Annotated in this window: 25 protein-coding genes; 17 read left to right on the top strand and 8 right to left on the bottom strand. The window is 69.2% G+C overall.

The window, feature by feature from the left end:
* Positions 1 to 98: 98 nt before the first annotated feature.
* From CP970_RS15420 to CP970_RS15385, 8 genes are all read left to right on the top strand, one after another.
* Positions 99 to 422 carry a TadE/TadG family type IV pilus assembly protein gene (locus CP970_RS15420; protein WP_055557013.1) on the top strand — a complete coding sequence of 108 codons (324 nt, stop codon included), beginning with the start codon at positions 99 to 101 and terminating at the stop codon, positions 420 to 422.
* Positions 423 to 456: 34 nt separating this feature from the next.
* A complete protein-coding gene (locus tag CP970_RS15415; RefSeq protein ID WP_055557012.1) occupies positions 457 to 1,794 on the top strand; it encodes a CpaF family protein in 1,338 nt (445 codons plus the stop codon).
* A 10-nt stretch (positions 1,795 to 1,804) separates the two neighbouring features.
* A complete protein-coding gene (locus CP970_RS15410; RefSeq protein ID WP_055557016.1) occupies positions 1,805 to 2,752 on the top strand; it encodes a type II secretion system F family protein in 948 nt (315 codons plus the stop codon).
* 28 nt (positions 2,753 to 2,780) lie between these two features.
* Positions 2,781 to 3,671, top strand: a complete 891-nt coding sequence (locus tag CP970_RS15405; protein ID WP_191094923.1) for a DUF5936 domain-containing protein — start codon at positions 2,781 to 2,783, stop codon at positions 3,669 to 3,671.
* 310 nt (positions 3,672 to 3,981) lie between these two features.
* Positions 3,982 to 4,185: a hypothetical protein gene (locus CP970_RS15400; RefSeq protein WP_055557015.1), complete on the top strand. Its 204-nt coding sequence runs from the start codon at positions 3,982 to 3,984 to the stop codon at positions 4,183 to 4,185.
* Between the two features lie 11 nt (positions 4,186 to 4,196).
* Complete coding sequence (locus CP970_RS15395) at positions 4,197 to 4,787, top strand: pilus assembly protein TadG-related protein (RefSeq protein WP_224058447.1); 591 nt, start codon at positions 4,197 to 4,199, stop codon at positions 4,785 to 4,787.
* A gap of 32 nt (positions 4,788 to 4,819) precedes the next feature.
* Positions 4,820 to 5,413, top strand: coding sequence for a hypothetical protein (locus CP970_RS15390; protein ID WP_055557008.1), 594 nt, complete (start codon positions 4,820 to 4,822; stop codon positions 5,411 to 5,413).
* A gap of 3 nt (positions 5,414 to 5,416) precedes the next feature.
* Positions 5,417 to 6,127 carry an OmpA family protein gene (locus CP970_RS15385; RefSeq protein WP_150493408.1) on the top strand — a complete coding sequence of 237 codons (711 nt, stop codon included), beginning with the start codon at positions 5,417 to 5,419 and terminating at the stop codon, positions 6,125 to 6,127.
* Here the strand turns inward: CP970_RS15385 and CP970_RS15380 are convergent.
* Positions 6,117 to 6,605 carry a nuclear transport factor 2 family protein gene (locus tag CP970_RS15380; RefSeq protein ID WP_055551345.1) on the bottom strand — a complete coding sequence of 163 codons (489 nt, stop codon included), beginning with the start codon at positions 6,603 to 6,605 and terminating at the stop codon, positions 6,117 to 6,119. The genes CP970_RS15385 and CP970_RS15380 overlap by 11 nt on opposite strands.
* A gap of 142 nt (positions 6,606 to 6,747) precedes the next feature.
* On the opposite strand from CP970_RS15380, the gene CP970_RS15375 reads away from it, so the two are divergent.
* Positions 6,748 to 7,527: a class I SAM-dependent methyltransferase gene (locus CP970_RS15375; protein WP_107099018.1), complete on the top strand. Its 780-nt coding sequence runs from the start codon at positions 6,748 to 6,750 to the stop codon at positions 7,525 to 7,527.
* A 101-nt stretch (positions 7,528 to 7,628) separates the two neighbouring features.
* Positions 7,629 to 8,000: a winged helix-turn-helix transcriptional regulator gene (locus tag CP970_RS15370; RefSeq protein WP_055551337.1), complete on the top strand. Its 372-nt coding sequence runs from the start codon at positions 7,629 to 7,631 to the stop codon at positions 7,998 to 8,000.
* A 242-nt stretch (positions 8,001 to 8,242) separates the two neighbouring features.
* Here CP970_RS15370 and CP970_RS15365 read toward each other — a convergent pair whose 3' ends face one another.
* Positions 8,243 to 8,650, bottom strand: a complete 408-nt coding sequence (locus CP970_RS15365) for a DUF192 domain-containing protein (protein WP_224058446.1) — start codon at positions 8,648 to 8,650, stop codon at positions 8,243 to 8,245.
* A 397-nt stretch (positions 8,651 to 9,047) separates the two neighbouring features.
* Here CP970_RS15365 and CP970_RS15360 point away from each other — a divergent pair, with 397 nt between their 5' ends.
* Entirely contained in the window at positions 9,048 to 9,530 is a 483-nt protein-coding gene (locus CP970_RS15360) for a hypothetical protein (RefSeq protein ID WP_150493406.1), read from the top strand.
* Positions 9,531 to 9,600: 70 nt separating this feature from the next.
* Here CP970_RS15360 and mgrA read toward each other — a convergent pair whose 3' ends face one another.
* Entirely contained in the window at positions 9,601 to 10,638 is a 1,038-nt protein-coding gene (mgrA, locus tag CP970_RS15355; protein ID WP_055551334.1) for an L-glyceraldehyde 3-phosphate reductase, read from the bottom strand.
* A gap of 109 nt (positions 10,639 to 10,747) precedes the next feature.
* Here mgrA and CP970_RS15350 point away from each other — a divergent pair, with 109 nt between their 5' ends.
* The 4 genes from CP970_RS15350 (at position 10,748) to CP970_RS15335 (ending at position 15,843) form a co-directional block, all read left to right on the top strand.
* A complete protein-coding gene (locus CP970_RS15350; RefSeq protein ID WP_055551332.1) occupies positions 10,748 to 11,521 on the top strand; it encodes an isoprenyl transferase in 774 nt (257 codons plus the stop codon).
* A 333-nt stretch (positions 11,522 to 11,854) separates the two neighbouring features.
* Complete coding sequence (locus tag CP970_RS15345) at positions 11,855 to 13,177, top strand: PhoH family protein (RefSeq protein WP_079043759.1); 1,323 nt, start codon at positions 11,855 to 11,857, stop codon at positions 13,175 to 13,177.
* Between the two features lie 400 nt (positions 13,178 to 13,577).
* Entirely contained in the window at positions 13,578 to 14,306 is a 729-nt protein-coding gene (locus tag CP970_RS15340; RefSeq protein ID WP_055551328.1) for a lytic transglycosylase domain-containing protein, read from the top strand.
* A gap of 136 nt (positions 14,307 to 14,442) precedes the next feature.
* Complete coding sequence (locus CP970_RS15335) at positions 14,443 to 15,843, top strand: AI-2E family transporter (protein ID WP_055551326.1); 1,401 nt, start codon at positions 14,443 to 14,445, stop codon at positions 15,841 to 15,843.
* A gap of 96 nt (positions 15,844 to 15,939) precedes the next feature.
* Here the strand turns inward: CP970_RS15335 and CP970_RS15330 are convergent, their stop codons facing one another.
* Positions 15,940 to 16,473, bottom strand: coding sequence for an alkyl hydroperoxide reductase (locus tag CP970_RS15330; protein ID WP_055551324.1), 534 nt, complete (start codon positions 16,471 to 16,473; stop codon positions 15,940 to 15,942).
* A gap of 15 nt (positions 16,474 to 16,488) precedes the next feature.
* The gene (locus CP970_RS15325; RefSeq protein WP_055551322.1) at positions 16,489 to 17,043 is read right to left on the bottom strand and encodes a peroxiredoxin; all 555 of its coding nucleotides are present in this window, start codon (positions 17,041 to 17,043) and stop codon (positions 16,489 to 16,491) included.
* Between the two features lie 158 nt (positions 17,044 to 17,201).
* Here CP970_RS15325 and CP970_RS15320 point away from each other — a divergent pair, with 158 nt between their 5' ends.
* Complete coding sequence (locus CP970_RS15320) at positions 17,202 to 18,164, top strand: LysR substrate-binding domain-containing protein (protein ID WP_055551320.1); 963 nt, start codon at positions 17,202 to 17,204, stop codon at positions 18,162 to 18,164.
* Positions 18,165 to 18,256: 92 nt separating this feature from the next.
* On the opposite strand, the gene CP970_RS15315 is transcribed toward CP970_RS15320, so the two are convergent.
* Genes CP970_RS15315 through CP970_RS15305 form a run of 3 tightly spaced genes read right to left on the bottom strand, consistent with a single transcriptional unit; the run spans position 18,257 to position 21,875 of the window.
* On the bottom strand, positions 18,257 to 20,668 hold the full coding sequence (locus CP970_RS15315) for an FtsX-like permease family protein (protein WP_055551318.1): 2,412 nt from the start codon (positions 20,666 to 20,668) through the stop codon (positions 18,257 to 18,259).
* Positions 20,665 to 21,351, bottom strand: coding sequence for an ABC transporter ATP-binding protein (locus CP970_RS15310; RefSeq protein WP_055551316.1), 687 nt, complete (start codon positions 21,349 to 21,351; stop codon positions 20,665 to 20,667). Before CP970_RS15310 ends, CP970_RS15315 begins: the two co-directional genes overlap by 4 nt.
* Positions 21,348 to 21,875: a PadR family transcriptional regulator gene (locus tag CP970_RS15305; protein ID WP_055551314.1), complete on the bottom strand. Its 528-nt coding sequence runs from the start codon at positions 21,873 to 21,875 to the stop codon at positions 21,348 to 21,350. Before CP970_RS15305 ends, CP970_RS15310 begins: the two co-directional genes overlap by 4 nt.
* Positions 21,876 to 22,113: 238 nt before the next feature.
* On the opposite strand from CP970_RS15305, the gene CP970_RS15300 reads away from it, so the two are divergent.
* Positions 22,114 to 24,369: a transglycosylase domain-containing protein gene (locus CP970_RS15300; protein ID WP_055551312.1), complete on the top strand. Its 2,256-nt coding sequence runs from the start codon at positions 22,114 to 22,116 to the stop codon at positions 24,367 to 24,369.
* Positions 24,370 to 24,419 lie beyond the last annotated feature (50 nt).

Below are 24,419 nucleotides of genomic sequence, written 5' to 3'. Positions count from 1 at the left end.
ATTGTTCCGCGGGGCGGAACGGGTGGGCACAGCCCCCGGTTCAGAGGGGCGGAACGTGGGCATCGAGGCGGCGCCGCTGGGACGACCGCGGAGTGTCCATGCTGGAGTTCGCGGGATTCTTGCCGATCCTGCTCCTCGTGGGGCTCGCCGCGATCCAACTGGGCCTGGTGGGCTACGCGGCCAACCAAGCCGGTTCAGGCGCCCGCGCAGCGGCCCGCGCCGCCTCCCAGGGCGACTCGGGCGAGGCCGCGGGCACGGCAGCCATGGACGACGGCCTGGTCGCCGAGGTCAGCGTCGGCCAAGGCGCCACCACGACGACAGCCACCGTCCGGGTCCACGTCCCCACGCTGCTCCCCTTCGTCGACACGGACTGGAGCGTCACCAAGGAAGCCACGATGCCCAACGACGACGACGGCAACTGAACAGGCCTACGCACCAGGGAGGTTGACGCACGACATGAGCCTGCGCGCCCGCGTGGCCCCCACGCACCAGACCGAGCCGAGCCGCGACGACGGCCTCGTCGCCGTCTACCGCTCCAAGCTCCTCGAAGAGATCGACCTCGCCGAGATGTCCTCGCTCGCCGCCGCGGACCGCCGCGTCCGCCTGGAGCGCGTACTCGGCCACATCATCAGCCGCGAGGGCCCGGTCCTCTCCACCTCCGAGCGCTCCCAGCTGATCCGCCGCGTCGTCGACGAGGCACTCGGCCTCGGCGTGCTCGAACCGCTCCTCGCCGACCCGTCCATCACCGAGATCATGGTCAACGGCCCCGACTCGGTCTTCGTCGAGCGCAACGGCCGGGTCGAGCAGCTGCCGCTCCGCTTCGCCTCCAACGACCAGCTCATGCAGACCATCGAACGCATCGTCTCCACCGTCAACCGCCGCGTGGACGAGTCGAATCCGATGGTCGACGCCCGGCTGCCCACCGGCGAGCGCGTCAACGTCATCATCCCGCCGCTCGCCCTGACCGGCGCGACCCTCACCATCCGCCGCTTCCCGCGCGCCTATACGCTGCCCGAACTCATCGGCCTCGGCTCGCTCGACGAGCACATGCTGATGCTGCTCGCCGCGTTCGTGCGGGCCCGCTTCAACCTCATCGTCAGCGGCGGTACGGGCACCGGCAAGACGACCCTGCTCAACGCCCTGTCCGGTCTGATCCCCGCCCACGAACGCATCATCACCATCGAGGACTCGGCGGAGCTCCAGCTCCAGCAGGAACACGTCATCCGCCTCGAATCGCGCCCCCCGAACGTCGAGGGCAAGGGCCAGATCACCATCCGCGACCTCGTCAGGAACTCCCTGCGCATGCGCCCCGACCGCATCATCGTCGGCGAGGTCCGCGGCGGCGAGACCCTCGACATGCTCCAGGCGATGTCCACGGGCCACGACGGCTCCCTCGCCACCGTCCACGCGAACACCGCCGAGGACGCCCTGATGCGGCTGCAGACCCTCGGCTCCATGTCGGAGGTGCAGATCCCCTTCGAGGCGCTCAAGGACCAGATCAACTCGGCCGTGGACGTGGTCATCCAGCTCTCCCGGCACGGCGACGGATCCCGCAAGGTCTCCGAGATCGTCCTGCTCGTCTCGCACGGCCGCCAGCACTTCCGCATCGTGCCGGTCACCCGCTTCGTGCCGCGCCCGCTCGGCGCCGACCGCGTCGTGCACGGCTACTTCGAGCACCTGCCGCTGCCGCGCGAGATCGCGGACAAGCTGTACGTCGCCAACGAACCGGTGCCGCCCGCGTTCGGCGTGGCGGAGGCCATCGACGTACTGAACACGAGAGAAGCGATCGGTTGAGGGGATGCCGATGAACAACCCCGCCCTCCTCGCGCTGGGCGCCACGATCCTGACCGGCACGCTCGCCGTCGCGGGCATCCATACGTACGCGTCGGGGCGGGCCCAACGCCAGGCCATGGAAGACCGGCTGGCGCTCGGGCCCGGCATCGGCGACGGCGGCGGCTCCGGCCGCACCCGCCGCTTCGCCGCCGTCGACCGCAGACTGCGCCGCACCCGCCTCGGCCGCTCCATCCACCTGCGGCTCTCCTCGACCGGACTCGACCTGACGGCGGGCGAGTTCTTCACCTACGTCGTGGCGGTCGTCGCCGCGCTCTGGCTGATCGCGGCCGCGACCCTCGCCCCCTTCTTCGGCCCGATCGCGGGCATCGTGGCGATATGGGGCGCGGTCGCCTTCCTCAACTGGCAGCGGCAGAAGCGCATCGAGGCGTTCATCAATCAACTCCCGGATGTGGCGCGCATCCTGGCGAACGCGACGGCGGCGGGCCTGGCGCTGCGTACGTCGCTCGCGATGGCGGCGGAGGAGCTTGAGGCGCCCGCGGGCGAGGAACTCTCGCACGTGGCCGATCAGTTGACGCTCGGCCGCTCCATCGACGACACGTTGGGCGAACTGGCCGACCGCCTTCCCTCTCGCGAGTTGATAGTCCTCGTCACGACCCTGGTCCTCTCCAACAAGGCGGGCGGCACGGTGGTCAACTCGCTGCGCAACCTCACGCAGACCCTGGAGGACCGAAAAGAGACCCGGCGCGAGGTCCGCACCATGCTCTCGGAGGTCCACGCGACGGCCTTCACGGTCCCGCTCCTCGGCCTCGGCTCCCTGCTCCTCATCAACTCCTCGAACGAGGGGGCGCTGGAGCGGGTGACCGGCTCGCCGGTGGGCCAGACACTGATCCTGATCTCGCTGGGCCTGTACGGCATAGGTTTCTTCGTGATCAGACGCCTGGGCAAGATCGAAGTCTAGAAACCACCTACTGGGCAGGGGAGTTACGTTGATAGCGCTGGCGTTGGCGGCGGTGATGGGCCTGGCCGTGGCGGGTGTCTGCCAGGGCATCCGCATGTACCGCGCGGACGCCAAGCTCCCCACCGACCTGGCCGTAGCCCTGGAGGTCGGCGCGACGCGCGTCTCGGCGGCGGGCTCGGCGGTGGACCGCCTCGGGATGCGCTTCGCGCCCCTCGTGCTGCGCCTGATGGGCCCGCGCCGGGTGGACGCCAAGCGCCGCAGGATAGACATGGCGGGCAACCCCGGCGGCCTCACCATCGACCGCTACGCGGCGCGCAGGGCGGTCTACGGCATCTTCGGAGTCGTCCTCGGCCTCGTCTTCCTCACCAACGGCTCGCCCCTCTTCGGCCTGCTGACCCTCGCCTTCGGCGCGACCGCGGCGGACGGGCTGATCTGGCAGGCGATCAGGGAGCGAAAAGAGGTCATCGACCGCACGCTGCCCGACTTCCTCGACGTGCTCGCGGTGGTGGTCTCCGCGGGCCTCGGTTTCCGCCAGGCGCTGGACCGCGTCGCGGAGAAGTACGAGGGCCCGTGGGCGGACGAACTCCGCATCACCCTGCGCCAGATGGACATGGGCGTCAGCCGCCGCCAGGCCTTCGACGAACTGCGCCGCCGCAACGCGTCCGAGCAGGTCGCCCAGTTCGTCTCGGCCCTTCAGCAGGGCGAGGAACTGGGTTCCCCGATCGCGGACACCCTGATCCAGCTCGCGACGGACATGCGCCGCACGGACGCGCAGAACTCCCGTCGCAGGGCGGCGAAGACCATCCCCAAGGCGACGATGGTGACGCTCGTCTTCATGCTCCCGGCGACGATGATCCTGATCGCGGCGGGCATGTTCCTGGGCTCGGGTTCCGACTTCGGCTCGATACTGGGCCGTTGAGATGCGCGGCGGGACGTGCGCCGGTCGGTCGGACGCGCACGGATCCGGACCACCTCCGCGAAACGCCTTCGCGGATGCAACTCGGTGTGGGACAGTCGGGGCTGAGTTCACGGTTCGCAGGAGGGGACTTCGTGCATGGTGATCTCAACGACGGGGAAGAGAACCCGCCAACTTGCGGGCCGGGCAACCGGGATACCGCATACGTTGCGCAGAGTTGCTGCCGATGCACGCCTTGTGGCGTACGTTGCCTCTGACCACAAAGGGCGCGGTATCTGGTGGGAGAGAAGGAGCCGTCGTGCTGAAGGAACGCGTGCTCAAAGTCTGGGTGGACTGGACGGTCTCCGTGGCGTCGCGGGTCCGGGGGAGGGACCGGGACGCGGGGGCGGGGTTCGTGGAGTATGCGGGGCTGATGATTCTTATTGCGGGGATCTATACGTTGATCGACGGGCTGGCCCTCGACAACAAGATCTCCACGGCGATCGGCAATGCGGTGAGCGACGTCGTCGGAGGATGACGAGTCGCCGCTTGCATGGCGACCGAGGGCAGACGCTCCCCATCTACATCTGGCTGACGGGGATCCTGCTTTTCGTCGCGTTCGCCTTCTTCGCGTTCGCCCAGGCCGCCTCGGCGCGAAACGGCGCCCAAACAGCCGCTGACGCGGCGGCGTTGGCCGCGGCCCAGGACGCCAGGGACGAGCTCATCGATGGACTGGTGCTGTCCATCGGTGAGGGGGACGACTGGGTCGACTGGCTGGCCGGAGACAAGATCACCGGCGAAGGGGCCCAACAGGCGGCAGACGCGCTGGCCGCGGAGAACGACTCCACCGCTGTCGTCGGACCCGCCGAAGTGAACGGCTATCCGGGATTCAAGGCGGAGATCACGACCAATTACACCGTCGGCGATTCGATCATCCCGGGCACGGAATCCAGGCATGCCAAGGCCGACGCCACGGCAATCATCAAGCCGCGGTGTGACGTCGACCCGTCGGCCGACCCGGCAAAGGTCGTGGAACTCGACTGCGACGGTGAAGACCCCATCGAGATCGACCCCGACGATTTCGAACCCGGCGATCTCCCGGACCCGTCGCTCCTCTTCTCTGTCCACCTGGCCGACTGACCGGCGATCGACGAAAGAAGGAAGCCGTAGCCATGAACACTCGGCGCACCATGATCGCTCGCAGGGCGATGACCGCTGTGGCGATCACGACTGGGCTGGTTCTCACGGTCGCTGGTTGTGGCGGGGGTGGCGGCGGAGACGAGGAGAAGCCAGACACGAACTCCAAGTCCACGCCGTCGGCCAAGGGAGAGGGCAAGGACGACGAGCCGCAGAAGCCCGAGGCGGAACAGGCCCTGGCCGAAGCCAAGGGCGACGGGGTCACCCTCGTGATCACGTCGGCGAAGCGTGACGGAGGCGGCTTCCTCACCGTCTCGGGCAAAGTCACGAATTCGTCCGGAGGCCTCTGGACGGGCGGTCAATGGCGCGGGGACGAGAAGGAGTTGCAGAAGAACGGCGGCTCCGTCGCGGGGGCCAGCCTCGTGGACGGGCAGGGCAAGAAGCGGTACCTGGTGCTGCGGGACACGAGCGGGCGCTGCCTGTGCACCAAGTTCGAGGGTGGCCTCGACTCGGGTCAGACGGTCGACTGGTTCGCCCAGTTCCCCGCCCCGCCGGAAGGCACCGACAAGGTCACCTTCCAGGTCGGTTCGATGCCCCCCGCCCCCATAGAGATCTCCGAGGGCGAGTGACCCATGACCCGCCACCCCCTCACCCGCCACCCCCTCACCCGCACCGCAGGCGCCGCCACCCTCACCGCCCTGCTCCTCCTGCTCACCCCGTGCCCAGCCGCGGTCGCGGACGACGACGACCCCTCCACGCCCCCCGGCAGCACCACCACCTCCCCGCCCCCCGAAGTCGACTCCAACAGCCCGGGCCTCAAGCTCGCCGACGGCGCCACGCTCGCGCCGGCCAAGGTCCTGGACATCAAGTCCGTCGTCGAGGACCTCGGCGGCGAGGAGCGGCGCGAGGACACCAACACGGACGTGAAGTTCGCGTTGCAGGCGGAGGTCCTCTTCCCCAAGGACAGCTCGAAGCTGAATCCCGAGGCGAACGCCCGGATCAAGGCGATCGCGGAGGAGGCCAAGAACCAAAAGGCCACGGACGTACGCGTATTCGGCTTCACGGACGACCTTGGCTCGTACTCCCACGGCAAGAAGCTCTCCCGCGAGCGCGCGGAAGCCGTGCACGACCAGATGTCGAAGTTCCTCGGCCCCGAGGTCACCTACGCCGTACGCGGCTACAGCGAGGACTACCCGATCGCGGACAACGGCTCCGAGGAGGGCCGCAAGAAGAACCGCAGGGTAGAGGTCTCGTTCCCGCGCGGCGCCTCCGGGACCAGCGGCGACGCGGAGCCCGGCAACGGAACCGGCGGAACCGGCGGCACCAGTGGAACTAGCGGCTGATCCACGGATACCGCGCCACGTCGCGGCCCGCGTAGTCCGGATCCAAGTAGATGAAGCACCGCTGTATCAGCCAGTCCCTGATCTCGAAGACGTCGCAGAAACGGCCCGCGCCCCACGCGGGCAGGTCCGCCCGCCACGGTCCGTCCCTGTGCTCACCGTGGCTGCTGCCCTCGCAGACCACGGTGTCCGTACCGGAGAACACCCAGTTGAAATCGGCGTAGTGGTGGGTGATGGCGCGGAGCGTGCCGCCCACGTCGGCGAACATCCTGCCGATCTCCGCCTTGCCGTCGGCCAGGCCCCACTTGGGGAAGTACACCTGGGCGTCGTCCGCGAAGAGGTCGAGGAGCGGGATGCCCTCGACGGTCTTGCCGCCCCGGTCGAACGCCTTGAGGTAGGCGAGCGCGAGCGACTTGCGCTGCTCGTCGGTCATGGGCGAGTGGCGCGCCGAGCTGATGAGGGGCTGGCGGGTCTCGGTCATGGCGTGCTCCTCCCGTCGTTCGGAGTGTGACCGTCGTTCGGAGTGTGACGGCTCGGTCGTGCCGACGTACACCCCGAATACGAACCTCCGATCGGTCCCCGCGGCCATGCCCCCGTCCCGCCCCGATGCGATCATGAGCCCCATGAGTTCCCCGAGCACCCACGACCCCCGCAGCTTCGACGAGCTCGTCGAGGAGGCCGTCGCCGCGCCCACCGCGGGGTGGGACTTCTCCTGGTTCGACGGCAGGGCCACCGAGGCACGGCCCTCCTGGCGGTACGCCGAGGCCATGGCGGGGCGGCTCGCCGGGGCCAGGGCCTCGCTCGACATCCAGACCGGCGGCGGCGAGGTCCTCGCCTCCGCGGCGACGCTGCCCCCGCTGGCCGTCGCCACCGAGGGCTGGCCCGCGAACGTCGCCAAGGCCACCGCCCTGCTGCATCCGCGCGGCGTCGCCGTCGTCGCGTCCCCGGAGGACGACCCGCTGCCGTTCGCGGCCGAGGCGTTCGACCTGGTGACCAGTCGGCACCCGGTGAAGGCCCACTTCGACGAGATCGCCCGCGTGCTGCGCCCCGGCGGCACGTACTTCGCGCAGCACGTCGGTCCCGCCAGCGCCTTCGAGGTCGTCGAGTACTTCCTGGGGCCGCAGTCGCGGGAGACGCGGAACGGGCGCCACCCCGACCTGGAGCGCGCCGAGGCGGCGGCGGCCGGGCTTGAGGTCGTCGAGCTGCGGGCCGAGCGGCTGCGGATGGAGTTCTTCGACGTGGGCGCCGTCGTGCACTTCCTGCGCAAGGTCATCTGGATGGTGCCCGACTTCAGCGTCGAGAAGTACCGGCCGGAGCTGCTCGCGCTGCACGAGCGGATCCGGGCGGAGGGACCGTTCGTGGCGCACAGCGCCCGCCACCTCTTCGAACTCCGCAAGCCTTAGCTCCGAAGGCATTAGCTCCCAAGGCCTTCCGCGGACAGCTCCGCCACGCTCTTGGGTACTGTCGATCGGACAAGGGACCGGGCGGATCAGAGGAGTTGACCATGAGGAAGGACAACGAGCCGTACTCCTGCGGACTCGACGCCGCGGTGGATGTCGTCGGCGGCAAGTGGAAGCCCATGATCCTGTGGGCGTTGTACGCGGGGAAGACGCTGCGCTTCGGCGAGCTGCGGCGGCAGATCATCGGGGTCAGCGAGAAGGTGCTGATCCAGCAGCTGCGCGAGCTGGAGTCGGACGGCATCGTGCACCGCGAGGTGTACCGGGAGGTGCCGCCGAAGGTCGAGTACTCACTGACCGCACTCGGCAACTCCCTCAACACCGCGCTCATTCCCCTCGGGTTGTGGGGCGACGAGCACATGCAGCAGGTGATCGCCAACAAGGCGGGGGCGGCCGAGGCCACTGCCGTCGCGGGGTAGGTCGCGCGTCAGGCGGCAGCATTTCCGGCATACAGCGCGAATTTTGCATGGCGAGCGAATTGCGCATAATCCGCAAGCGGTGACGTAGCTCCCTGAATCGAAGTCTTGATTCCGCATCGTTATCAAGACTGGCTCGATCCGCCCCTAAGCGTCACGTAAGTTCAGACCAAGGCTAATTCGCGCGAGCAAAGCTCCGTGTGCGGTGCCGTGCGGCGGAGGGGGTCGCGCGGCGCCGCGAGCCGTCACTCCGTACCGTGTACGGCGATCCGCGCGCCCCGGCGTACGCCCCACCGGGCCATCGCCCCGGCCTCGGCCTCCAGGACGTGCCGGGCCCGCACTCGCGGCCGCCCCACCCTCCCGGGGCGCATCGTCCGCACGGACAGCACGCGCAACTCCCTGTCCAGGTACGCCACATCAAGGGCGAAGCGCATCCCGACGGTGTGCACGCCGCGCGCCGGAGTCAGCAGGAGCGCCCCCGTGATCCCCGCGCGCCCGAGCAGCCCGCGCCGCCGCGCCCGCGCCGAGTCCGCGATCTCCACCTCGATCTCCGCCCCGGTCGCCCCTTCGGTCTCCGCCTCGATCGCCGGGAGCGCTGCCGCGATCTCCCGCGGCGTTCCTTCCGGGGGTCCGGAGACCGTCATCGTCGCCATGGCCGCGACGGTAGCGGCCGGGCGTCCCGGTGCGTCAAGCGCGCGAACCTCGCCGGGGTCCCTCTTGGGGGGTATCGCCGCGCCCGGCCTGAATCCGCCGCAGAATGCCGAATTCCGCCGTGAGAACGGGGTCTCGCAGTCGTCGGCCGGTCTCGGAGAGTAGTTGTGGCACGCCAATGCACGCAGCATCACTTACGAAGGGTTATGGTGGAAACCCCCCCTCGGGCCGGTCCGTCTCCCCCCCACGGACCGGCCCGATTTTTTTGTCCCCGCGCTCCGCGGCCCCCGGGCTCCCGCGCGAAGGCCCGTCCGACGGCTCGCCCACGGCCCCCGTCCAACGGCCCGTCCCATGGCCCGTCCGACGGCGGAAGATCGACATCCGGTTATGGTCAGGGGCATGTCGAACCAGTTCCCCCCACCGCCCGGCCCGCCGCACAACCCGCAGTCAGGTCTCCCCTCTTACACCGGCCCCGCGCAGGACCCCGGTGGCGCGTACGGCTACGGCTACGGCCCGGTGCCCCCGCAGCAGATGCCCGGCGTCGTCCGCGCCGCACAGATAGTCCTCTGGGTCCTCGGCGGACTCACGATCCTCGGCTCGATCAGCGCCATCTTCATCGTCAACCCGGAGACGGCGGGCGCGGCCCTCGGGGTCAACGTCTGCCTGCTGGTCTCCGCGGGCATGGCCTTCCGCTACGGGACCGTGGGCAACGGCATCCGCGTCACCTGCATCGTCCTGATGAGCGTGCAGATCGCCTTCGCCCTCGGCGGCGCGGCGAGCGGCAACCCGGCGGGCCTGCTGCCGCTGCTCGCCGCCATCGCCGTCGTCGTCCTGCTCTCCCAGGGCGCGGCGGGCGCGTGGTTCAAGCGCCCGCGCGCCTGACGACGGACGACAAGGAGCCCCGGCCGGAACGCATCCGGCCGGGGCTCCCGTGCACGATCCGCTCCGGGCGCTAGCCCCGCCCGGCCCAGATGTTGGTGCCGGGCGTCGACACCGCGAACGTGTCGATGGCGGTCAGCTCCTCGTCCGTCAGCTTCGGACCCGCGAGGGCCGCCACGTTCTCCTCCAGCTGCTTGACGCTGGAGGCGCCGATCAGCGCCGAGGTCATCCGCTCGTCGCGGAGCACCCAGTTGAGGGCGAGCTGGGCGAGGGACTGGTCCCGGCCCGCCGCGATGTCGTTCAGGCCGTTGAGGCGCCGCAGGACCTCGTCGCTCAGCAGGCCCGGGTCGAGCGACTTGTTCTGCGTCGCGCGCGAACCCTCCGGGATGCCCTTCAGGTACTTGTTCGTGAGCAGGCCCTGGGCCAGCGGCACGAAGGAGATGCAGCCCATGCCCGCCGCCTCCAGGGTGTCGAGCAGGCCGTCGTCCTCGGTCCAGCGGTTGATCATCGAGTACGACGGCTGGTGGATGAGCGCGGGCACGCCCATCTCCCGCAGCAGGCGGGCCGCCTCCGCGGTCTGCTGGCTGTTGTAGGAGGAGACGCCGACGTACAGGGCCTTGCCCTGCTGGACGGCGGAGGCGAGCGCTCCCATCGTCTCTTCCAGCGGGGTGTCCGGGTCGAAGCGGTGGGAGTAGAAGATGTCCACGTAGTCCACGCCCATCCGCGCCAGGGAGGCGTCGAGCGAGGAGAGCAGGTACTTGCGGCTGCCCCACTCGCCGTACGGGCCGGGGTGCATCAGGTAGCCGGCCTTGGTGGAGAGGACCAGCTCGTCGCGGTGGGACGCGAAGTCCTGCGCGAAGATCTTGCCGAAGTTCAGCTCCGCGGAGCCGGCCGGCGGGCCGTAGTTGTTCGCCAGGTCGAAGTGGGTGACGCCCAGGTCGAAGGCGCGGCGCAGGATGGAGCGCTGGGTGCCGAGGGCCTTGTCGTCGCCGAAGTTGTGCCAGAGGCCGAGCGAGACCGCGGGCAGCTTCAGACCGCTGCGGCCGGTGCGCCGGTACTCCATCGAGTCGTAACGGTTCGCCGATGCGGCGTAGGAAGAGGTGTCGTTCATGGTGACGAAGCTACGACAGTCCACCGCCGCCGCGTGGCGCTCGCCCCCGTTTCACGGCGGTAGGCTTTCGCCTTCGGGACTGCCGTCTGCACGGAGGGGCTGAAAGACCGTGAACCTGCGGGACAGGCTGCGCGGCCTGCTGGTCAGGCTGTACGCACGCAGGGTGGAAGGCCACCTGGACCACGACCAGGTGCCCAAGCACATCGGGGTCATCATGGATGGCAACCGACGCTGGGCCAAGGCCGCCGGATCCACCACCGCCCAGGGCCACCAGGCGGGCGCGGACAACATCGGGGAGTTCCTCGGCTGGTGCAGCGAGACGGACGTCGAGGTCGTCACGCTGTGGCTGCTCTCGACGGACAACTTCGACCGTCCCAAGGAAGAACTGGGCCCGCTGCTCGGCATCATCGAGGACACGGTCCGCTCGCTTGGCCGCGACGGCCGCTGGCGCGTCCAGCACGTCGGCGCCACCGACATCCTGCCGTCGGAGATGCGCAACGTCCTCAAGGAGGCCGCGGAGGCCACGGCCGACGTCGACGGGATAGTGGTCAATGTCGCGATCGGCTACGGCGGCCGCCAGGAGATCGCCGACGCCGTCCGCTCGATGCTCCTCGACGCCGCCGACAAGGGCGAGTCGCTCGAACAGGTGGCCGACAAGGTCGATGTCGACCTGATCGGCAAGCACCTCTACACCAGGGCCCAGCCGGACCCGGACCTGGTGATCCGTACGAGTGGTGAACAGCGTCTGTCCGGATTCATGCTCTGGCAGACCGCTCACTCCGAGTACTACTTCTGCGAGGTCTTCTGGCCGGCCTTCCGAAAGGTCGACTTCCTTCGCGCGCTGCGGGATTACGCGGCGCGCCACCGTCGCTACGGCGGCTGACTCCCGCGCGCCCCTGAGGTCGGGGTAACCCAGAGTTAACCAACGCGTCGTCATATGCCCTGGCATGGCTGCGCTTGTTCGAGGGAATAAGCCTTCCAGGCCGACATCCGATTCACGGATGTCGGATCTCAGCGGACGGCACGGGGCCGTCCGCCCGGGAGGCCCTTTGCACCAGGACGACCGCACGGAGAGCACGTACTCCGTCGGGAACCGGGAGGGCCGGATTCCGGCCCGCGCATCGCGGTCCGAGACCGGCCGGGATTTCTCCCGCCCGACCCGGCCCAGCAAACCCTCCGTCGCTCCCCGACCTCATCCGAGGGGGTACGTCCTTCCGTGGTGACCAGCACAAAGCGCCGCATGCCCGACAGGCGCACCTATGTTCTCGACACCAGCGTCCTGCTGGCCGACCCCAACGCCCTGACCCGCTTCGATGAGCACGAAGTCGTGCTGCCCATCGTCGTGGTGACGGAATTGGAGGCCAAGCGACACCATCCGGAGCTCGGCTACTTCGCCCGGCAGGCGCTGCGCCTGCTGGACGACTTCCGCATCCGGCACGGCCGCCTGGACGCCCCGATCCCCATCGGGGACCTCGGCGGCTCGCTGCGCGTCGAGCTCAACCACTCCGATCCCGGCGTGCTCCCGGCCGGCTACCGGTTGGGGGACAATGACTCACGGATCCTCGCCGTCGCCCGCAACCTCCAGGCGGAGGGGTACGACGTCACGGTCGTGTCGAAGGACCTGCCGCTCAGAATCAAGGCGTCGTCGGTCGGTCTCCTCGCCGAGGAGTACCGCGCCGAGCTCGCCATCACGGACTCCGGCTGGACCGGAATGTCCGAACTACCCCTCTCCGGTGAGCAGGTCGACCTCCTCTTCGAGGAAGAGACCCTGTACGTCCCCGAGGCCGCCGACCTGCCGGTGCACACGGGACTCACCATCCAGTCGGAGCGCGGCAAGGCCCTGGGCCGCGTCACGGCCGAGGGCAACGTCCGCCTCGTGCGCGGCGACCGGGAGGCCTTCGGCCTCAAGGGTCGCAGCGCCGAGCAGCGCATCGCGCTCGATCTCCTCCTGGACCCGGAGATCGGCATCATGTCGATGGGCGGTCGCGCGGGCACCGGCAAGTCGGCGCTCGCGCTCTGCGCGGGCCTGGAAGCCGTCCTGGAGCGCAGGCAGCACCAGAAGGTGATGGTCTTCCGGCCGCTGTACGCGGTGGGCGGGCAGGAGCTCGGCTATCTGCCCGGCACCGAGGCCGAGAAGATGGGGCCTTGGGCGCAGGCCGTCTTCGACACGCTCGGCTCGGTGGCGGGGAAGGCGGTCATCGAGGAGGTGACGGCGCGCGGGATGCTCGAAGTGCTTCCGCTCACCCACATCCGCGGGCGCTCGCTGCACGACGCGTTCGTGATCGTGGACGAGGCGCAATCCCTGGAGCGGAACGTCCTGTTGACCGTTCTGTCCCGTATCGGGGCGAACTCCCGGGTCGTCCTGACCCATGACGTGGCCCAGCGCGACAACCTCCGCGTGGGGCGGTACGACGGAGTGGTCGCCGTCGTCGAGAAGCTGAAGGGCCATCCGCTCTTCGCCCACGTCACGCTCACGCGCTCGGAGCGTTCGCAGATCGCGGCCCTGGTGACCGAAATGCTGGAGGACGGTCAGATCTGAGGCATTGAGAGGCAGTTGTGCCGCACGAGGCGCCGCCCGGCAAAGCGAAGGAGCTTAGCCGGGCGGCGTCTTGATGCGCCCCGGTTTCCAGAAAACTCCTGGGGCAAACGGGGTGTGAGCTTTCCCACGCAACAGAGAATTGCCTTGCGGCGTACGGCTGGGGCAGAGTCTGGGTCCTGTCAGGCCCCGCATGCGACACACGTGTACCCCCAGCGGTACAAGCACAACAGAACTTCATAGTGGCCGTCGCATGCCGCCCGAGCACCACGCGGCGCTCCCATAGCGGGAGTTGTCCACCGGGCCCGTGCCTCCCGTGACCGAGTAGCAAGCGGAGGCCAGCGCCAGGGGCACGATTGCGTCCGCGAGGTCACCTATGCGGGCGATGCTGGAAGGAAACCGTGTGAGCCGGATTTCGGTCCGGGGATTCGCCGTGGCATCTGCCACCGCGGTCACCACCGTCGGCGCTGTCGTGGGTGTGGCTTCGGGCGACACCCAGCCCTCGAATACGAACGACCTCGAGGCAGCGGCAAGCGACGCGACGCTCCTCGCAGACATACCCGCGGGCCAGCAGGCCCAGGTCCAGACCGCTTCTCTGACGCAGCAGGCCGACGCGCAGGCGATGGCCGCCGACACCGCTGCCAAGAAGACCGCCGCGGAGGAGGCCCGCAAGCAGGCCGCCGCATCGGCGATCGAGAAGCAGAAGGCCGCGGCGAAGGCGGAGAAGGCCGAGGCAGCCGAGAAGGCCGCCGCCAAGAAGGAGCGCGAGGAGAAGGCCGAGACCAAGGCCAGCCGTTCCTCCGGACGCGACGCCTCCAGCTTCGCTCCCCAGAGCTCCTACTCCGTCTCGCAGGTCCAGGCGATGGCACGGCAGATGGTCCCCGGGGACCAGTTCCAGTGCTTCAGCAACATCGTCAACCACGAGTCGACGTGGAACTACAAGGCCACCAACGCCTCTTCGGGCGCGTACGGCCTCGTTCAGGCACTGCCGGGTTCCAAGATGTCGTCGGCCGGCGCCGACTGGCAGACGAACCCCGCCACGCAGATCAAGTGGGGCCTGAACTACATGAACGACCGCTACGGCAGCCCGTGCGGTGCCTGGTCCTTCTGGCAGGCGAACAACTGGTACTAGGCCCTCACAGGCCGCTGCCGTGCTCAACCTTTCGAGGCCCCTCACCGTCCTTCGGTGAGGGGTCTCGCACGTGTACGGTCGGTCCGGACAGCTCCAGGGGGGAGTGGTGGGGAAAGACGGGGGAAGAGGACGGATCATGTCGCGAGTGCCAGGGTGGCTCGGGCGGCTCGGCGCAGGCCTGAGCGAGATGAGCGAGCGGTTGAACGAGCAGCGCCGCGACAAGGACGTCGACGACGGCGACGACGTGGAGCGTGAGGTCCGCGACGACCTGGCCAGGGAGGCCAGGGAGCGCGACGGCGGCCACGAGCACGGTCGCAGTCGCGACTGCGTCGAGGACGACGCGGAGGAGCAGGGCGCCGAGCACGAGCACGTGCCCCCGCCGCCCGCCTACGCACCGGCCATAGCGGCCAGACCCGACCCCGTCGCGGCCGTGCCGTGGGGGATGCGGGTCGCGGCCGAGGCCGGCTGGCGGCTGCTCGTCCTCGCGGGCACGCTCTGGGTGCTGATGAAGGTCATCAGCGCGGTGCAGTTGGTGGTGCTCGCCTTCGTGGCCGCTCTGCTGATCACCGCGATGCTGCAGCCGACGGTGGCCAGGCTCAAGCGGCTCGGTCTGCCGCGCGGGCTCGCGACGGCCGTCACCGCGATCCTCGGCTTCGTGATCATGGGCCTGGTCGGCTGGTTCGTGGTCTGGCAGGTCATGGACAACGTCGACGAACTGTCGCGGCAGGTCCAGGGCGGCATCGAGGATCTGCGCAAGTGGCTGCTGAACAGCCCCTTCCACGTGACCGAGGATCAGATCAACGACATCGCCAAGAGCCTGCGCGACGCGGTCGGCGCCAACACCGAGGAGCTGACCTCCGCGGGCCTGGAGGGCGTCACGGTCATCGTCGAGGCGATGACGGGCATCCTGCTCGCGATGTTCTCGACGCTGTTCCTGCTGTACGACGGCAAGCGGATCTGGCAGTGGACGCTGAAGCTGGTGCCCGCCCAGGCGCGGCCCGGTGTCGAGGGCGCGGGCCCGCGGGCCTGGCGCACGCTCACCGCGTACGTGCGCGGCACGGTGATAGTGGCTCTGATCGACGCGATCTTCATCGGCCTCGGCATCTACTTCCTCGGGGTGCCGATGGCGGTGCCGCTCGCCGTCTTCATCTTCCTGTTCGCGTTCATCCCGCTGGTCGGCGCCGTGATCTCGGGCGCGCTCGCGGTGGTCGTCGCACTGGTCACGCAGGGCGTGTTCACCGCGGTGATGGCGTTGGCCGTGGTCCTCGCCGTACAGCAGATCGAGGGCCACATCCTGCAGCCGTTCATCCTGGGCCGCGCGGTGCGGGTGCATCCGCTGGCGGTCGTGCTCTCGGTCGCGGCGGGCGGTCTCGTCGCCGGGATCGGCGGCGCGGTGGTCGCGGTGCCGCTCGTGGCCGTGACGAACACGGTCGTGGGATATCTGCGGGCGTACTCCAGGGAGGCGGCGCTCAAGCAGTCGCCGCAGCCGAGGGGGGCGACGGCTACGGACGTCGCTCCTGTGGAGTCGCCGAAGTAGGTCTGGGCATACGCGAAACGCCGGACGGGCTGGATGTATCCAGCCCGTCCGGCGTTTGAGGACGAACCCGGCGGAGCCGGTGATCGACAGGGCGGACTACTCCGCCAAGTGAGCCTCAGAATCAAGCGTTACGCCGACCGCCTGGATGACCGAGGCGACCTTGAAGGCCTCCTGGATCGTCTCGCGGTCGACGCCGGCCTTGCGCAGGACCTGCTCGTGCGAGTCCAGGCACTGGCCGCAGCCGTTGATCGCGGAGACCGCGAGGGACCACAGCTCGAAGTCGACCTTCTCGACGCCCGGGTTGCCGATGACGTTCATCCGCAGACCGGCGCGCATCGTCCCGTACTCCGCGTCGGAGAGCAGGTGGCGCGTGCGGTAGAAGACGTTGTTCATCGCCATGATGGCGGCGGCCGACTTGGCGGCCGTGTACGCCTCGGGGGAGAGGTTCGCCTTCGCCTCGGGCTCCAGCTCGCGCAGCACCTTCGGGGAGCGGGACGCGATGGCGCAGGCCAGCACGGTGCCCCACAGCTGCTGCTGCGGCAGGTCGCTGTTGCCGATGACCGAGCCCAGGTTCAGGCGGAGGTCCTTGGCGTAGTCCGGTATGGCGGACTTCAGTTCGTCGAGTGCCATGTCAGAAGGCTCCGTTCACTCGCCCGAGAGCAGCGCGACCGGGTCGAGGGTCTCGTCGCCCTTGGACCAGTTGCACGGGCAGAGCTCGTCCGTCTGGAGCGCGTCCAGGACCCGGAGGACCTCCTTCGGGTTACGGCCGACGGAGCCCGCGGTCACCATCGTGAACTGGATCTCGTTGTTCTGGTCGACGATGAAGACGGCGCGCTGCGCGAAGCCGTCCTCGCCCTCGATGCCGAGGTCACGCATGAGCTCGTGCTTCGAGTCGGCCAGCATCGGGAAGGGCAGGTCGGTGAGGTCCGGGTGGTCCTTGCGCCAGGCGTGGTGCACGAACTCGGAGTCGCCGGAGAAGCCGAGGATCTGGGCGTCACGGTCGGCGAACTCGTCGTTCAGCTTGCCGAAGGCCGCGATCTCGGTCGGGCACACGAAGGTGAAGTCCTTGGGCCACGCGAAGACGATCTTCCACTTGCCCTCGTAGGTCTTGTGGTTGATCTGCTCGAACTCCGAGCCCTTCTCCATCGAGACACAGGCAGTCAGGTCGAACTCGGGGAACTTGTCACCGACAGTGAGCACGCGCTCTCCTTGCAGCAAAGAAAATCCCTTTTGGGGAGTTTCCTGGGGGGTTGGACTGCTGTCGATGGTGGCACAGGGTGCATTGATTAGGGAAATAGCTAGAGTGGGTCGTGTTGATCGGTTCCAGCTATCAGTCGCCGTCGTAAAGAGGAGAGCCCGTGGCCACCCCCAAGGCCGTCACCGCCGTCACCAAGAGAGGCGCGCGCCAGCCGAGCCTCGCCCAGCTGCGGGCCTTCACCGCCGTCGCGGAACACCTGCACTTCAGGGACGCGGCCGCCGCGATAGGGATGAGCCAGCCCGCGCTGTCCGGCGCCGTCTCCGCGCTTGAGGACGTACTCGGAGTGACCCTCCTGGAGCGTACGACGCGCAAGGTGCTGCTCTCGTCGGCGGGGGAGCGGCTCGCGGTGCGCGCCAAGGCGGTGCTCGACGAGGTCGGCGCGCTGATGGAGGAGGCCGACGCGGTCCGCGCGCCGTTCACCGGGGCGCTGCGGCTCGGCGTGATCCCGACCGTGGCGCCGTACCTGCTGCCGACGGTGATCACGCTGGTGCACGAGAGGTACCCGGACCTCGACCTCCAGGTGCACGAGGAGCAGACCTCCTCGCTCCTCGAAGGGCTCGCGGCGGGACGGCTCGACCTGCTGCTGCTCGCCGTGCCCCTCGGTGTGCCCGGAGTGACCGAACTCCCCTTGTTCGACGAGGACTTCGTGCTCGTGACGCCCCTCGACCACTGGCTCGGCGGCCGCGAGGGCATTCCGCGCGAGGCGCTCAAGGAGCTGAACCTGCTGCTCCTCGACGAGGGGCACTGCCTGCGTGACCAGGCGCTCGACATCTGCCGCGAGGCGGGCCGCGCGGACGCCCCGGTGACCACGACCGCCGCCGGGCTCTCCACCCTCGTCCAACTGGTGGCCGGAGGGCTCGGGGTGACGCTCCTGCCGCGCACCGCGGTTCGGGTGGAGACCAGTCGGAGCAATCAGCTGCTGACAGGGTACTTCGCGGATCCGGCGCCTACGCGGCGGATCGCGCTCGCGATGCGGAGTGGTGCTGCGCGGGGGGCGGAGTACGAGGAGTTGGCGCTTGCCCTCCAGGGTGCGGTGCGGCCGTTGCCGGTGCGGGTTGTGTGAACCCGCACCGGCGTTCCCGTGCGACGGCCGTCTCGGTATTCCGCGGGCCGCGTGTGGCTGAGCGCGCAGTTCCCCGCGCCCCTTAAGGGGCACTACTCCGTGCGGAGGCCGTCCGGGCGCATCATCCTGCGCAGGGGCGGCAGGCTGAGGAGCGTCACGATCGCGACCATCGCCGCGCCCGCGCCCGTCAGCGGCAGGAACGACCACCAGTCGGTGACCCCCTTGTCGATCATGCGGGTCATCACCACGCCCAGGCCGAGGCCGCCGACGATCGCGAGGCCGAGGCCGAGGGCCACCGGCAGTGCCGTCTGCCACAGGAGCGACCACGCCATCGACGAGCGGCGCGTGCCGAACGCGGTGAGAACCGCGAGGAGCCGCTTGCGCTCCCGTAGTTGCTCGATCATCGAGACCAGCATGGACGCCGCGATCAGCGCCATCGTGGCGGTCGCGCCGATCTGCAGACCGCGCGCGATGGACGCGTACTGCTTGTCGCGGTCGACCGACTTCAGGGTGTCCACGCCGATGAACGGATCGATGCGGATCGCCGTGTTGCGCACGTACTCCTCGGCGTCCGCCACCTTCGGGTCGGTCTTGACCCAGGAGGTCGTCGACGCGTCGTCCAGCTTCTTGATGTCGATGGCGCTCGGCGTCGCGAAGATGCCGTCGATCTTCCTGCCGGACGGGTTGGTCCGCGCCTGGACGGTGGGCGTGTCCTTCGGCAGCGTCCACAGGACCTGCTTGGCGTTCTTGTTGAAGTCGGGGTCGGGCCCGATGTTGACCGGCTTGCCGGGGCGCGCCGTCTGGTCCACCCAGCCGTTCTGCTCCTTGCTGCCCGTGTGCGAGACGAAGACGTCGCCGTCCTTGCAGGAGTTGAGGTTCGCCAGCTCGCGCAGGGTCGCGCAGGTGCCGATGGTCACCTCCGTGGTCGGCGTCATGTCCCTGACCTTCTTGCCGTCGGGCCGGGTGACGAACGCCTGCACGGTCCCGATGACCTTGGTGACGCCCTTGGTCGCGGTGAAGTCGTCGATCATCCGCTGGGCGAGCGGGCCGCTCGCGGCCCCGCTGCGGACCGTGAGCTGGGCGCGCGTGGTGTCCTGGCCCGTCATCTCGTTGAAGTCGTCGTGCATGGACGCGAACATCATCTGCAGCGCCACCGCGCCCGCCACCGCGACGGTGATCCCGCTGACCGCGCGGGACGCGGTGCCGGTGGTCAGCTGAAGCCTGCGGACGGCGAGCTGCCAGGGCACGGGCCCGCCGCGCAGTCGTCCCACGACGGCCTCGACGAGCCAGGGAAGCAGCGCGCTGAGCCCGATCAGGGAGAGCGCCGAACCCACCGCGATCGCCGTGACGTTGACGGCCTCGTTGCCCATGCTGCGGTCGATGCGGCCGGAGTAGAGCAGGGTGCCGATGCCGAGGACCGGCAGGGCGAGCCGCCACCACAGGCGGCGCTTGCGCTGCTTGGTGCCCCGGAACACCCCGAGCGGTTCGATGGCGACCGAGCGCAGCGAGAGCAGCGTCACCAGGACCGCCGACACCGGCACGGCCACCGCGACGAGGGCCACCAGGCCGAGCGAGGGCACCATGTCCGACGGGTAGGCGCTGACGTTCGTCATGTCGACCACGCCCACCAACTCCCGTAGGAGCAGGAAGAACACGGCGCCCGCCGCGAGCCCGACGAGCGCGCCGAACAACGCCTCGCCCGCCGCGATCCTGCGCACCGCGCGGGCGTCCGCGCCGACCAGGCGCAGGGCCGCGAGCCGCCGGTCGCGCCGTTCGCCGCCGAACCGCACGGCCGTACCGATGAAGATCGCCACCGGGGTGAGGAGCACGACGCAGATCAGCACGACCAGTGCCATCAGGAACGGGTCGAGGGGCAGCGAGTTGTCCTGCCCGAAGCTCTGGACGCGGTAGTTGTTGCCCGTCGCGGTGATCTTGTCGCTGCCCGCGTAGTAGAAGAGCTCCACCGGCGAGAGGAGGCCCGCCTTGCCGATGGTGCCGGTCACGCGGTAGTCGCCGAAGCGTTCCTTCAGGAGCTTGTTCGCCGGGTCGTCGAGCAGGTCGCGCAGCGCGGGCGAGACGACCATCTCGCCGGCCGCGGGGATCTTGTCGAGTCCCGGCGGCAGCTCCGGGCTCTTGCCGTCGGCGCGCAGGAAGAGGCCGGTCGGGCTCTTCCCGCGGAAGGTGGTGCCGGTGTCGCGGATGACCACCGTCGAATCGGTCGCCTTGAGCGGCTTGCCGTCGAAGGAGGAGTGCGGCGTGCGGGCGAACGACCGGTCGTCGCGGTTCTGCAGCATGTTCGGCACCGACGCAGCGCCGAGCAGCAGCGCCACGCCGAGGCCGACGCCGAGGGCGGTCAGGATCGTGCGGATCCAGCCCTCGCGGCCGCCGCCCGTCGCGAACCGTATGCCCATGCCCAGGTCGCGCATCCAGGCGGCGACTCCGGTCGGGGCCACGGCGGTCGGCACCGCTATCGAGGGCTCGGAGCGCACTCGGGTGTCACTCATGAGGCCCGCTCCATGTCGCGGGACTTGCCGTCCCGCACGACGATCTCGCGGTCCGAGTACGCGGCGACGCGGGTCTCGTGGGTGACCAGGACGACGGCGGCGTTGGTGGAGCGGGCGGCGTCCGTGAGCATCTCCATGACGCGCTCGCCGTTGAGGGAGTCGAGCGCGCCGGTCGGCTCGTCGGCGAAGATCACGCGCGGGCTCGGGGCGAGGGAGCGGGCCACGGCGACGCGCTGGCCCTGGCCGCCGGAGACCTCGCCGGGCCGCTTGTCGCGCACCTCGGCGACGTCGAGCCGGTCCATCCAGGCCAGCGCGGTGGCCTCGGCCTCCTTGCGCTTCACGCCGTTCATCCGCAGCGGAAGCGCGACGTTCTCCACGCAGGTCAGCTCGGGGACCAGCTGGCCGAACTGGAAGACGAAGCCGAACTCGCTGCGGCGCAGGGCGCTGAGCTGGGTGTCGGACATGCCGGTCAGCTCACGGCCGCCGTACGTGATGGAGCCCGAGTCGGGCCGCACGATCCCTGCCAGGCAGTGCAGCAGCGTCGACTTGCCGGAGCCGGAGGGGCCCATGACGGCGACGACCTCGCCGGGGTGGATGGAGAAGTCGGCGCCGTCGAGCGCGGTCGTGGGGCCGTAGACCTTGCGGAGTCCGTCGGCCACGAGGAGAGAACCTGCGGGGGTCATGCGGAGCGCACCTCCTGGGCGAGCTTGCCGAGCCGCGCGGTGGCCAGTTCCAGCCAGCGCAGATCGGCTTCGAGATGGAAGAGCGCGTGGTCGCAGATGAGCTGATCGGCGAGATCGCCCTTGCGCTTGCGATCGGTGAGTATGCGCATCAGGCGCAGGTGTTCGGCGCGCTGCACGTCGAGGAGCTCGCCCGCGTCGCGGCCGGTGAGCAGGGCCAGGACGACCTTGGTGTAGAGGGTCGACTGGAGGTAGGGCTCCGGCTTCTCCGGCGTGGCCAGCCACTGCTGGACGTCGGTGATGCCGGCCTCGGTGATCGCGTACCGCTTGCGCTCCGGGCCCTCGCCCGCCTCTATGCCGTCGACCTCGACGAGGCCGTTCTTCAGCAGCCGGGACATGGTCGAGTAGACCTGCCCGTAGTGCAGGGGCTTGTCGTGCCCGAACCGCTCGTCGAACGCGCGTTTGAGGTCGTAGCCGTGCCGGGGGCCCGACTCGAGGAGTCCCAGAAGGGTGTGGCCAATGGACATGTGGAGCACTCTACACCGTGTGTATACGTGCGATGTATACGCTCGGTTTAGAGCTCACAGGTTCGACTCCTGGGCAACCATCTGGGCCGTGGGATCGTCGGTTTCATAGGGACAGGTGCTCATTGTCACGTCCGGAAAAGACCGGATCGGCAGGAGTTTGCCCCGAGGTGCGGTGTTAGCTTCATGAGCTGACTCGACGTACGCATGAGGACTAGACGGAAGCGGAGCACTCTCAGTCATGGGCCGAGCCGAAGCACGACAAGCGCGCCAGCGCGGTGCCCGCAGGGCAGCGCGCCGCGGGCGCCCGTCCGGCGGCAAGCGCACCGGCATACGCCGCTTCTTCACCTGGAAGAAGATCCTCGGGACGTTCTTCGGGTTCATCCTGCTCGGCATGCTCGGTTTCGTGATCCTGTACCTCGTGGTGGACATCCCCGAGGGCAATGCCGCCGCGAAGAAGCAGAGCAACGTCTACCGGTACAGCAACGGCAAGGTCATCGCGCGCACGGGCGACGTGAACCGCGAGATCGTCGACCTGGACAAGGTCCCCGAGGCGGTCCAGAAGACCTTCGTCGCCGCCGAGAACAAGTCCTTCTACAAGGACGAGGGCATCGACTTCAAGGGCACGGCCCGCGGCGTCCTCAACACGGTGACCGGCAAGGGCAAGCAGGGCGGCTCGACGATCACCCAGCAGTACGTGAAGAACTACTACCTCAGCCAGGACCAGACCGTCAGCCGCAAGCTGAAGGAGCTCGTCGTCTCGCTGAAGGTGGACCGCGAGACGAGCAAGGACGACATCCTCGCGGGCTACATCAACACCAGCTACTACGGCCGCGGCGCCTACGGCATCCAGGCCGCCGCCCAGGCCTACTACGGCATCGACGCCAAGAAGCTGAACGTGCGGCAGGGCGCCTATCTCGCCGCCCTGCTCCAGGCGCCCAGCCAGTACGACTGGGCGGTCGCGTCGCCGACCGGCAAGAAGCTGGTCAAGCAGCGCTGGAACTACGTCCTCGACAACATGGTCGAGGAGGACTGGCTGGACTCGGGCGAGCGGGCCGGGATGAAGTTCCCCACGCCCGAGGACCCCAAGGCGCCGCCCGGCCGCGAGGGCCAGATCGGTTACCTGGTGGAGGAGGCCAAGCGCGAGGTGCTGCGCGACAGCGGCCTCAGCGAGGCCGAGTTCGAGGCCGGTGGCTACACGGTCACGCTGAACATCGACCCGAAGAAGCAGAAGCAGCTCGAGAAGGCCGTCGACGCGAAGCTGAACGACAAGATCGACCGCAAGAAGAGCAAGGCGGACGCGCGGGTCCAGGCGGGCGCCGCGTCCGTCGACCCCAAGACGGGCAAGGTCCTCGCCATGTACGGCGGCGAGGACTACGTGAAGCACTACACGAACAACGCCACCCGCCGTGACTACCAGTCGGCCTCCACCTTCAAGCCGCTGATCCTCGCCGCGGCCCTGGAGAACGGCGCGCGGACGCAGGACGGCAACCCGATCACGGCGAGCACCGTCTACGACGGCACCAGCAAGCGCCCGGTCAAGGGCAGCGACATCGGCTTCGCCCCGCCGAACGAGGACGACGTCAACTACGGACCCGTCACCGTCCAGAAGGCGATGAACAAGTCCGTCAACTCCGTCTTCGCGCAGATGGGCGTGGACGTCGGGATGCCCGAGGTCATGGACATGGCGGGCAAGCTCGGCATGAACGTCAAGGGCCTGCCCGCGGTGCCCGCCCAGACCCTCGGCTCCATGGGCGCGAGCCCGCTCGAGATGGCGGGCGTCTACGCCACGCTCGACAACCACGGCAAGAAGGTCACCCCGGCCCTCGTCGCCTCCGTCGAGCACAAGGACCGCACCGTCGACCTGCCGGACCCGATCGGCGACCAGGTCATCAAGCGCGGCACCGCCGACTCGCTCACCTCGGTCCTGACCGGTGTGGTCGACGACGGTACGGGCAAGGCGGTGCGCAACGCCTCGCAGGACATCGCGGGCAAGACCGGTACCTCCGACGACAACAAGTCGGCCTGGTTCACCGGCTACACGCCCAAGCTCGTCACCTCGGTCGGCCTGTTCGGCGAGGGCGCCCAGGGCACCGACGAGCAGCACAAGCAGGTGTCCATGAAGGGCGCGGGCGGCTTCCCGCGCGTCAACGGCTCCGGCTTCCCCGCCGAGATCTGGGCCGCGTACACGTTCGACGCGATGGGCGCGCCCAGCGAGTTCGACCTGGACACGAGCATGGGCGCGGCCATCGCGCCGCCCGTGGAGCCGACGCCCGAGAAGACCACGGAGCCGACGGACGAGCCGACGAAGCCGGACGACGACCCGACGAAGAAGCCGACGACGAAGCCGACCGAGCCGACGTCCACGCCGACGACGCCCACGGCGCCGCCGACGACGCCGACTCCGACGATCAAGCCGCCCACCCAGGATCCGGACCCGTCGAGCTCCGTCGGGATCCCGGAGGATCCGGACGACTCGCTGTCGGGCAGAGACTGACGTCCCGGCACGCATGGAAGGCGCCCCGAACCGGATGGTTCGGGGCGCCT

This window comes from Streptomyces kanamyceticus (assembly GCF_008704495.1).
GTDB classification, from domain to species: Bacteria; Actinomycetota; Actinomycetes; order Streptomycetales; family Streptomycetaceae; genus Streptomyces; species Streptomyces kanamyceticus.
Note: the sequence above shows the minus strand (reverse complement) of the source record. Positions and strands in the feature narration are given on the sequence as shown.